Below are 10304 nucleotides of genomic sequence, written 5' to 3'. Positions count from 1 at the left end.
GCAGCGGGGAGTCGCTGGTGACCTGGGTTACTCGTGTTACTACGGGGTTGTTTAGTAATAACGGTCCTTGATGTCCGTTTTCTGGCGGGTTACCAAGGGGGTCGCGTCCGCTTCGTGGCGCACTTCAGACCCCTCCCGGAGGTAGCACCCCTATGGCGATGTCTAGGACCACCAACCGCGCCAAGGCCTACAGGACGGCGCTGGCCGCCGGTCTCGGCGCGTCGATGGCCCTGGGGGCCGGCACGGCGATAGCGGCCGCGAAGGCCGATGCGGGCACGGCCCAGAACGACATCTTCGCAATCAGCACCGCGAACAGCCTCGCGAAGGCCACGCAGGCCCAGGCTGACGCGCACCGCAAGGCGGTCGAGGCCGCCGAGAAGGCCGAGCAGCGCGCGGCCGAGGCGAAGCAGCAGGCCGCCGAGGCCAAGAAGCGCGCGGCTCAGAAGGCCGCCCGGGACGCCAAGCGCCTCGAGATGTCGTGGATCAAGCCGATCACGACCAAGTACGAGCTGAGCGCCTCCTACGGCAAGGCGGGCGGACGCTGGGCGCACAACCACTCCGGCCAGGACTTCGCCGTGAACGTCGGCACCCCGGTCAAGGCCGTGCACAAGGGCACCGTCGTCAAGGCGGGTCCGAACGGCGCGGGTGACGGCCCGGCGTACGGCAACGCCATTGTGATCCGGCACGACAACGGTGCGTACTCGCAGTACGCGCACCTGTCGGAGATCGACGTCAAGCCCGGTCAGCAGATCAGGACCGGCCAGACCATAGCGAAGTCCGGCAACACCGGTAACTCCTCAGGGCCGCACCTGCACTTCGAGATCCGCAAGGGTCCGAACTACGGCACGGCCGTCGACCCGGTGAGCGCGATGCGCGCGGTCGGCGTCACCTTCTGACCCGCGGCTTCCGACCCGCGACGAGGTGCCCCGCCTCGCCCCGAGAAACCACCGCCGATACCGCTGAGCCCGGTGTCGGCGGGACCTCCGGCCAAGGGGACGTGCCGGAGGTCGGCTGCAACGCCCGTCATTCGTGACGGGCGTTGCCCGTTTCCGGGGCCGGCCCGGGGGCTGAGCCGTGGTGGGCGGCGGTGACCAGCTCCTGGGCCACCTCCAGGGCCGCCTTGCGCTTCTCCTCCGGGTCGGCGTTGCTGCCCTCCAGGGTGAAGAGCGTGGAGTGCATGGTGAACAGGGCCGAGGCGCAGCGGACCTGGTCGGTGAGGGCCGCGTCCTGGTCCTTGATCAGCTGGAGCAGCGTGAGGATGCGGGTCTTCATCTGCTCGCCGATCGACAGGTCGCGCAGCGCGGCCTGGTTCTCGTGCATGAACCGGACGAGGGGGGTGGCGTTGCCGATGCACGCGCTGTAGCGGTTCAGGATCTCCAGCTTCGTCTCCAGCGTGGTCGGCTGGTGGGCCTCCGCCCAGGCGATCACGGCATCGGCCGGGCCCAGCACCAGGTCCTCGAAGAGGCTGGTGACCAGGTCTTCCTTCGTCTTGAAGTGGTAGTACAGCGCGGCTTTGGTGACGCCCAGCTGCTCGGCGATCTCCCTGAGCGAGGTCTTCTCGTAACCGCGCTCAGCGAACAGCTCCAGGGCGACGTCCTGGATGCGCTGACGGGTGTTTCCCCTGCTCATGCCGACCCCTTCAGAACTTACTTGACGCCCGGCTAGGAGCGTCCTACTTTATCCATGGTACTGAACTAGCCGTGCGGCAAGTAAGTGGCAAGCAAAGGGGAGTGGCCGCGCATGAGTGCGAGTGGCGCGACAAACGGGGCAGATCTGCAGAAGGGGGGCGCCAAAGGCAAGGAAGGGTCGAGTCCGGGTCAAGGAGGAGCCAAGGGAGAGGCGGCAGCCGGCTCCGGAGCGGCAGCCGGGACCGGGACGGCAGGCGGGGGAGCCAAGCCGCGCAGCATGCACCTGGTCATGTTCTCCCTGATGGTCGCCGTCCTGCTCGCGATGCTGGACAACATGATCGTGGGCACCGCGATGCCCACGATCGTCGGTGAACTCGGCGGCCTCGAGCACCTCTCCTGGGTGGTCACCGCCTACACCCTCACCACGGCCGCCTCGACGCCGATCTGGGGCAAGCTCGGCGACATGTTCGGGCGGAAGGGTGTCTTCCTCACCTCGATCGTCATCTTCCTCGCCGGTTCGATGACCTCCGGAGCGGCCCAGACGATGGGCCAGCTCATCGGCTTCCGTGCCCTTCAGGGCCTGGGCGCCGGCGGACTCATGGTCGGCGCCATGGCGATCATGGGCGACCTGGTGCCGCCACGGGAGCGCGGCAAGTACATGGGCATGATGGCCGGAGTCATGTCGCTGGCCATGATCGGCGGCCCGCTCGTCGGCGGCACGCTCACCGACCACCTGGGCTGGCGCTGGGCCTTCTACATCAACCTGCCGCTGGGTGCCGTCGCGCTCGCGATGGTCGGCACCGTGCTGCACCTGCCCAAGAAGCGCTCCCAGGGCCGTATCGACTACACCGGTGCCGTGCTGCTGACCGTCGGCATCACCGCGGCGGTGCTGGTCACCAGCTGGGGCGGCACCGAGTACGACTGGGGCTCGGGCACCATCGTCGGCCTCTCGGTGCTCGCCGTGGCGGCGCTGATCGCCTTCCCCTTCATCGAGCGCCGGGTCGCCGAGCCGATCCTTCCGCTGCGGGTCTTCCGCAGCAGCAACTTCTCGCTGGTCGCGTTCATCGGCTTCCTGCTCGGCTTCGTGATGTTCGGCTCGATGACCTTCCTGCCGCTCTACCAGCAGAGCGTCCAGGGTGCCTCGGCCACCAACTCCGGGCTGCTCCTGCTGCCCGTGCTGCTGCCGATGATGGTCGTCTCCGTGGTCACCGGCCGCGCCACCACCAAGACGGGGAAGTACCGCATCTACCCCATCCTGGGCGGCGCGCTCATACCCGTCGGCCTCTTCCTGCTGGCGCAGATGGACGTCGGCACCAGCAGGCTGACCTCCGCTCTGTACATGGCGGTGCTGGGCGCCGGTATGGGCTTCCTGATGCAGCTGACCATGCTCATCGCGCAGAACAGCGTGGAGCTCAAGGACATGGGCGTCGCCTCCTCGACGACCACGCTGTTCCGCACCATCGGCGGCTCCTTCGGCGTCGCCCTGATGGGCACCATCTTCGCGCGCCATGTGGAGGACTCCATGCGGGAGAGCGCAGCAGCGAGCGGACAGTCCGGCTCCGGCCCCGCCTCCAAGCTCGCCGACGGCGCCGCCCAGCTCGACGCAGCTTCCCTGGAGAAGCTGCCGGAGCAGGTGCGGGCGGCGTATGAGCACGCGGTGGTCAGCGGCACCCACGCGGTCTTCCTGCTGGCCGCCGGGGTCACGGTGCTGGCCTTCGTCGCCGCCTGGTTCATCAAGGAGGTCCCGCTCAAGGACGCCGCAGCCCAGAGTCCCGAGGAACCGCAGGACGGCGCCCCCTCCGCGGAGGCCGCCGGACCGGGGGCCGACGCCCAGCAGGACGCCGAGGGCGGCCAGGGCACCGAGCCGACCGCGGATGGGTCGACCGGGGGTGGCGAGCCGACCGCGGTCGGGGGACGGGCCGGGGTCGGAGGCTGAGAGCGAGACGGCTGACGGCCGGTCGGCGCGGGCCGGCCGGCGCCGTGCCTCGCGGGGCGCCCCGCCTCGGACGCGCCACTCGGGGCGCCCTCTCCCCACTGCGAGCAATCCACAGCGAGCAATCCACGGCGAGCAACCCACCGGGGGCAACACAGCCGGGGCAACACAGCGGTGGAGCCCGGCGGTGCCGAAAGGACGGCAACCGCCGGGCTCCTACGGGATACGGATGCCGGGCTCCTATGGGGTACGGATACGGCCTGGAGCGGGCATCCGGCACCGCGCCCTCTCCGGCGAGCGGTGCGGTTCAGGTCAGCGGCAGGCGGTACCGCTTGCCGTCCAGTGGTTCGACCAGGCCGTCGGCCACCAGTCCGTCCAGCGCCCTCGCGCGCTGGACGGGCTCGTGCCAGACGCGGTCGAGGTCCGACTGCGGGACCGGCTCCTTGGCGGCGCGCAGCACCGCCAGCAGCCGTCCGCGTACCTGGCGATCGGTGCCCGCATACGCCTGGGTGCGCCGCGCGGGGCCCTGGTGTTCGGGCGCGCCCGCGCGCTGCCAGGCGCACTGCGCAGTGATCGGGCACCGTCCGCACTGCGGACTGCGGGCCGTGCACACCAGGGCGCCCAGTTCCATCGTCGCCGCCGCCCAGCGCGAGGCCGTCTCGTCGTCCTCCGGCAACAGCGCGCGGGCGAGCTTGCGTTCGGCCGCGGTGGTGGCGTTGGGCGGGTACTGCTGTCCGCTGACGGCGCGCGCGAAGACCCGCCGCACATTGGTGTCGAGCACCGCGTGCCGCTTGCCGTACGCGAACGAGACCACAGCGGCGGCCGTGTACTCACCGACGCCGGGCAGCGCCAGCAACTGGGCGTGCTCGACGGGCACCTCGCCGCCGTGCCGTTCCGCTATGGCCTTGGCGGCTCCGTGCAGCCGCAGTGCCCGGCGCGGATAGCCGAGCCGCCCCCAGGCGCGGACGGCTTCGCCGGGTGCCTCGGCGGCCAGGTCGGCGGGGCGCGGCCAGCGCTTCATCCACTCCTCGTACACCGGCAGTACGCGGTTGACGGGGGTCTGTTGGAGCATGAACTCGCTGACCATGACGCCCCACGCGCCCGCCTCGGGGCGGCGCCAGGGGAGGTCGCGGGCGTGTGTGGCGAACCAGTCGACGACGGGAGCATGGAGGGCGCGCGCCGTCTCGCGCAGGGCGGGGTCGACGGCTTCGGTTTCCGCGGCGCGCGCATGGGGGGCGCCGGCCGAAGCGGCTTGGGGAGTCTCGGTGGTCGCAGTCATGGCACGACCGATCCTGGCACGGCGCTCCTCATCCGAAAAACGCACACGCGGTACGAAAGCCTGTCCGCTGCTTCCGCCATACATCCGTCATACATCCGTGACGTATCGGTCGGGATACGGCGGACGCCACAGACTGCTCAAATGGCCACGTAGGGCGCGTACCGCTCATGCTTTGCCGCTCATCACAACAATTGGTCGTCGGAGCGGTGGGTGCGGTCCTGTGGTGTGGCTGATGTCTCGTAAGGTTTCCGCGTGGGATCTCTGCGCAATCCGATCGGGCCGCTTCCCTCCTCCATCTACTGGCGACGGAGGGCAGTTGCCCTTGCTGTCCTCGCGCTGCTGGTCCTGATCGTCGTCTGGGCAGTGACCTCGTTCGGCGGTGACGGCGGCGCGCGGAACCAGGGCAAGAACGGCGACAAGGGCAACGGGCCCGCCAGCACGATCACTCCGGGCCCCACCGAGTCAGGACCGGCGATCAGCGAGCGCCCCGGCGGCCGGGACGAGGAGGACGGCGGCTCCGACGGACCGGGCGGATCGGGCGGCTCCGGGGGCTCCGACGAGGCGGACCAGTCCTCGTCCGGCGGCTCCGGCTGGGGCCCGGGCAACAGCACCGGCGCGGCCAACGGCGGTGCGGATCCCGCGGGTTCGGGCTCGGGTGGCTCCGGCGGCGGGGGAGCGGCGGGCGTTCCGGCCCCGCCGAGCCTGGCGAGCTGCCGTCCTGGCGAGGTGAAGCCGGAGCTGCGCAGCGTCAAGAAGGAGTACGGGCCGGGCGAGCGCCCGCAGTTCGAGCTGAAGGTCACCAACGAGCGGAGCGGCGACTGCCGGATCGACCTCGGCCGCACCGCGACCATCGTGACGATCAAGAACCCGGAGGACGCCAAGTTCTGGGCCTCCGACGACTGCCCGCCCAGCAAGAAGCCGCTGCCGCGCCTGGTGCCGGGCAACGGCAGCTCCACGCACACGCTCACCTGGTTCCGGAAGGCCAGCGCGGCCAACTGCGGTACGCCCACCTTCGAGGCGCCCAAGCCGGGCACCTACGAGGTCGAGGTGAAGGTCAAGGGCCTCAAGACGGTCCGCACGTCCTTCAAACTGGTGAAGTAGCAGCAAGGGAAGCCGCGACCGGGGAAGCCGCAGCCAGGAAAGCAGCAACCGGGGAAGCGCGGCCGCGGACGGCCGTCACACGTACCGTTCGAGGATCGAGGACTCGGCGAGCCGGGACAGGCCCTCGCGGACCGAGCGGGCGCGGGCCTCACCGACGCCGTCCACCGCCTGGAGGTCGTCCACGCTCGCCGCGAGCAGCTTCTGCAGCCCGCCGAAGTGGTCCACCAGCCGGTCGATGACGGTGCCCGGCAGCCGCGGCACCTTGGCCAGCAGCCGGAAGCCGCGCGGGGATACGGCCGAGTCGAGGGTCTCCGGAGCGCCGCTGTAGCCCAGCGCCCGTGCCACGGTGGCCAGTTCGAGCAGCTCGGTGTGGGTGAGCCGGTCCAGGTCGTTGAGCGCGTCCGGTACGGCGCGCACCCGGCGGCCCGCGCCCACCGTCTGCGGCGCGTAGTCGCGGACGACCAGCTCGCGCTCCGGCTCCACGCCGGCGATCAGCTCGTCCAGCTGGAGGGAGAGCAGCCGCCCGTCGGTGCCCAGCTCCACCACGTACTGCTCGATCTCCGTGGCGATCCTGCGCACCATCTCCAGACGCTGGGCCACGGCTGTCACGTCCCGCACGGTGACCAGGTCCTCGATCTCCAGCGCGGAGAGCGTGCCGGCGACCTCGTCCAGGCGCAGTTTGTAGCGCTCCAGGGTGGCCAGGGCCTGGTTGGCGCGGGAGAGGATCGCGGCCGAGTCCTCCAGCACGCGCCGCTGCCCGTCGACGTAGAGGGCGATCAGCCGCATGGACTGGCTGACGGAGACCACCGGGTAGCCCGTCTGGATCGAGACCCGCTGCGCGGTCCGGTGCCGGGTGCCGGTCTCCTCTGTCTCAATGGAGGCGTCGGGGACCAGCTGTACGCCCGCGCGGACGATCTTGGAGATGTCCTTGTCGAGGATGAGCGCGCCGTCCAGCTTGCACAGCTCGCGCAGCCGGGTCGCGCTGAAGTCCACGTCGAGCACGAAGCCGCCGGTGCACAGCTGCTCGACGCTCTTGTCCATGCCGAGGACGATGAGCCCGCCGGTGTTGCCGCGCAGGACGCGCTCCAGCCCGTCGCGCAGCGCCGTTCCGGGCGCGACCGCGCTCAGCGAGGCGCGCATCAGGCCGGATGCCCCCTCGGCCCTGCCGGGGACCGCTGCCCGGTCGTTGGCTGCCACTGCACTCCTTCGGTCGTGCGGGTGCCTGTCGGCATTTCCTCGACCACCGGATCCACCGCACCTCGGGAAGCGACCGTGCCGGTTCCCCCTCGCGGTGCCGTGCACAGCCCCCGTGATGCTCGTGGTCGGTCGAGACCGGGGCAAAGTCTACCGGCGCGTCGGCGGGGGCCCTCGCCGCGTACGGCCCCCACCGCGTCGCCGGCGCCGTGCGCAGGGCGGATGCGCCGGTAGGCCATCCTCGCGGGTGCTCGGCGACGGGTACCTCGGGAGCGGGTGCCTCAGTCCGCCGCCCCGCTCTGGGCGGGCGCCGAGCGAGCCGGCCGGGCCGGGAGGACGCGCAGGGCCTCGCCGATGTCGGCCACCTCCAGCACCCGCATACCGTCGGGAATACGGCCCGGGTCGCCCGGCACCAGGGCGTGCGTGAAGCCCAGCCGTGCGGCCTCGGAGAGCCGCCGCTGGATGCCCGTCACCCTGCGGACCTCGCCGGCCAGCCCGACCTCGCCGATCGCCACCAGGTTCTTCGGCAGCGGGGTGTCACTGGCGGCGCTGGCCAGGGCGAGCGCCACGGCGAGGTCGGCCGCGGGCTCGGACAGCCGCACACCGCCGACCGTCGCGCTGTAGATGTCCCGCTTGCCGAGGGCGCTGATCCGGCCGCGCTGCTCCAGCACCGCGAGCATCATCGACACCCGTGAGTTCTCCAGCCCCGAGGTGGTCCTGCGAGGGGAGGGGATCTGGCTGTCCACGGTGAGCGCCTGCACCTCGGCGACCAGCGGACGCCGGCCCTCCAGCGTCACCGTCAGACAGGTGCCGGGCACCGGCTCGGCGCGGCGGGTCAGAAACAGCCCGGAGGGGTCGGCGAGGCCCGTGATCCCCTCGTCGTGCAGCTCGAAGCAGCCCACCTCGTCCGTCGTCCCGTACCGGTTCTTCACGCCGCGCACCAGGCGCAGCCGTGCGTGCCGGTCGCCCTCGAAGTGCAGCACCACATCCACCAGGTGCTCCAGCAGCCGCGGTCCCGCGATGGCGCCGTCCTTGGTGACGTGACCGACCAGCAGCGTGGACATGCCGCGCTCCTTGGAGGCGCGGATCAGCGCGCCCGCCACCTCCCTCACCTGCGCCACGCCGCCCGGCGCTCCGTCGATCTCCGGCGAGGCCACCGTCTGCACCGAGTCCAGCACCAGCAGTGAGGGTTTGACCTCGTCCAGGTGCCCGAGGACTGCCGACAGGTCGGTCTCGGCGGTCAGATACAGGTGGTCGTCGAGCGCGCCGATACGGTCGGCCCGCAGCCGCACCTGGCCCGCGGACTCCTCGCCGGTGACGTACAGCGTGCGGTGGTCGTCGGACGCCGCCTTGGCCGCGACGTCCAGCAGCAGCGTGGACTTGCCGACGCCCGGCTCGCCCGCCAGCAGCACCACGGCGCCGGGCACCAGACCGCCGCCGAGCACCCGGTCCAGCTCGGGCACGCCGGTGGCGCGTGCCGTGGCCTGCTTGCCGTCCACCTGGCCGATGGGCAGCGCCGAGACGGACACCCGGCCGGGCGTCGTGGTCCGTACGGCCGGAGCGCCGCCCGTCTCCTCGACCGTGCCCCACGCCTGACACTCGGGACACCGCCCGAGCCACTTGGCTGTCTGCCAGCCGCATTCGGTGCAGCGATACAGGGGACGGTCCTTGGCGGACGACTTACGGGCAGCCATGGCGCAACCGTATAGCCGCCCACTGACAGCCACTGTCCGCACACCGCCGCGGCAGCCGGTCCATGCGCGGTCGGCCGGGTACCGGGTGTGCGCCGTTTGTGCGCCCCTTTGTGGACTTGCTGTTGCCAAACCCAACGGACGTGTCCTGTATTGCGGACGACCGTCACCCGAAGGTAGTAATCCTGCGGGGGCGGCCCAGCAAAGCGCCATCATCCGCCTACCGTCGCCGGGGTGATGACGAGCAGGCGCGAGCACCCGAGGAACGCCACCGGCGCACCCCCAGCGCACCCGGCGAGCAGGACGACGCAGCACCGGTCCCCGAGCCGTTCCGCGCGTCCGGACGTGCGGAGGGACGACGCGTATCTGGATGGCCTGTTCACCTACTGCCTTTCCGTCATGTGCGGGCACGAAGCCGCCCTCGCCGCACTCGGTGAGACGCTCGCCCTCGCGGACCGCCAGCGTGCCCGCGGACGGGCGCCGGAGGATGAATGGGACCACCGCCCCTGGTTGTACGCGCTGGCGCGGTGGGTCTGTTCGCGCCGGCTCGCCGACCAGAAGGCCGCGCTGTCCGCCGCCGGCTCTGCCGGGACGGGGCGGGCTTCCGTCCCCGCGCGGCCGCTCTCCGGGGCGCCCGCTTCGCCCGCCGCCTCCGGAACGGAGCCCCTGGGCGCGGCGGCCCGCGCCCAGCGCCGTCGCGAACTCGCCGCGCTGGCCTGGCCGGAGGCCGCCGGTACCTCGCCCGAACAGCGCGAGGCCCTCGAACTGTCCGTCCGCCACGGGATGTCACCCGGCCAGATCGCGGCCGTGCTCCAGCTGTCGACCACCGCGGCCGAGGACCTGCTGCTGAACGCCTCCTGCGAAGTCGAGCGCACCAGGGCGGCGTTGCGGGTCGTCGAGTCCGGTGGCTGCGCCGCCGTCACCCGTCTGGCCGGTGACGAACAACTGCTGCTGGGCACCGCGCTGCGCCGGGAGCTGGTGCGGCACGTGGACGAATGCCCGCAGTGCCGGCGTGCCGCCGAGCGCGCCATGGCCGGAGTGTCCTGGCCCGGCACCGCGCCCGCCTCCTGCGCGCTCGCCGTCCTGCCGGCGCCGCGCTCCGCGGTCGAGGCGGCCGTCGCGCTGGCGCGCCGGGCCAGGGCCCAGCGTGTGCCGCGGTTCGACCGTGCGGGATTTCCCGTGTACGAGAACGAGCGCGGGCCTCGCAGGGACCGGCTGCGCGGGCGGGCGCTCACCTCGACGGTGATCGCCGCGGTGCTGGCGGCGCCGGTGGTTGCCCTGTGGGCCGCGTACCGCGGGTCTCCCGTCACGGGTGAGCCGCAGGCGGACCGTTCCGTCACCGCGGACGCGCCGGACGACACCGACGGCCGGCCGCCGGAGTCCGACAGCCGGCGAGCCCTTCCGGGCGGGGGAGGGGAGCGGGAACCGGTCGGGAGGGCGGACGGTGGTGGAGCGTCGGAGCCCTCCCGTGCTGGTGC

The 10304-nt window shown here is 71.8% G+C and carries 8 protein-coding genes; 4 read left to right on the top strand and 4 right to left on the bottom strand.

The annotated features are described in order from the left end of the window. The first annotated feature begins 158 nt into the window (after positions 1-158). Positions 159-896: a M23 family metallopeptidase gene (locus ITI46_RS30670; RefSeq protein ID WP_372452106.1), complete on the top strand. Its 738-nt coding sequence runs from the start codon at positions 159-161 to the stop codon at positions 894-896. 127 nt (positions 897-1023) lie between these two features. Here ITI46_RS30670 and ITI46_RS30665 read toward each other — a convergent pair whose 3' ends face one another. After that, a complete protein-coding gene (locus ITI46_RS30665) occupies positions 1024-1629 on the bottom strand; it encodes a TetR/AcrR family transcriptional regulator (RefSeq protein WP_209243195.1) in 606 nt (201 codons plus the stop codon). Positions 1630-1905: 276 nt separating this feature from the next. Here ITI46_RS30665 and ITI46_RS30660 point away from each other — a divergent pair, with 276 nt between their 5' ends. Next, entirely contained in the window at positions 1906-3564 is a 1659-nt protein-coding gene (locus ITI46_RS30660) for an MDR family MFS transporter (RefSeq protein WP_247746841.1), read from the top strand. A gap of 304 nt (positions 3565-3868) precedes the next feature. Here ITI46_RS30660 and ITI46_RS30655 read toward each other — a convergent pair whose 3' ends face one another. After that, positions 3869-4840 (bottom strand): iron-sulfur binding domain-containing protein, encoded by a 972-nt coding sequence (locus ITI46_RS30655; protein ID WP_209243193.1) that lies wholly within the window; start codon positions 4838-4840, stop codon positions 3869-3871. Between the two features lie 252 nt (positions 4841-5092). On the opposite strand from ITI46_RS30655, the gene ITI46_RS30650 reads away from it, so the two are divergent. After that, on the top strand, positions 5093-5941 hold the full coding sequence (locus ITI46_RS30650) for a hypothetical protein (protein WP_209243192.1): 849 nt from the start codon (positions 5093-5095) through the stop codon (positions 5939-5941). Positions 5942-6016: 75 nt separating this feature from the next. On the opposite strand, the gene disA is transcribed toward ITI46_RS30650, so the two are convergent. Beyond that, positions 6017-7138, bottom strand: a complete 1122-nt coding sequence (gene disA / locus ITI46_RS30645) for a DNA integrity scanning diadenylate cyclase DisA (RefSeq protein ID WP_209243191.1) — start codon at positions 7136-7138, stop codon at positions 6017-6019. Between the two features lie 278 nt (positions 7139-7416). Beyond that, positions 7417-8829, bottom strand: coding sequence for a DNA repair protein RadA (radA, locus tag ITI46_RS30640; RefSeq protein ID WP_209243190.1), 1413 nt, complete (start codon positions 8827-8829; stop codon positions 7417-7419). A gap of 234 nt (positions 8830-9063) precedes the next feature. Between radA and ITI46_RS30635 the strand changes: the two genes are divergently transcribed. After that, a partial coding sequence (locus tag ITI46_RS30635; protein WP_504739821.1) for an RNA polymerase sigma factor occupies positions 9064-10304 on the top strand: 1241 nt, incomplete at its 3' end.

Origin of the sequence: Streptomyces oryzae (assembly GCF_017676365.1) — a bacterium.
Classification (GTDB): Bacteria; Actinomycetota; Actinomycetes; order Streptomycetales; family Streptomycetaceae; genus Streptomyces; species Streptomyces oryzae.
Note: the sequence above shows the minus strand (reverse complement) of the source record. Positions and strands in the feature narration are given on the sequence as shown.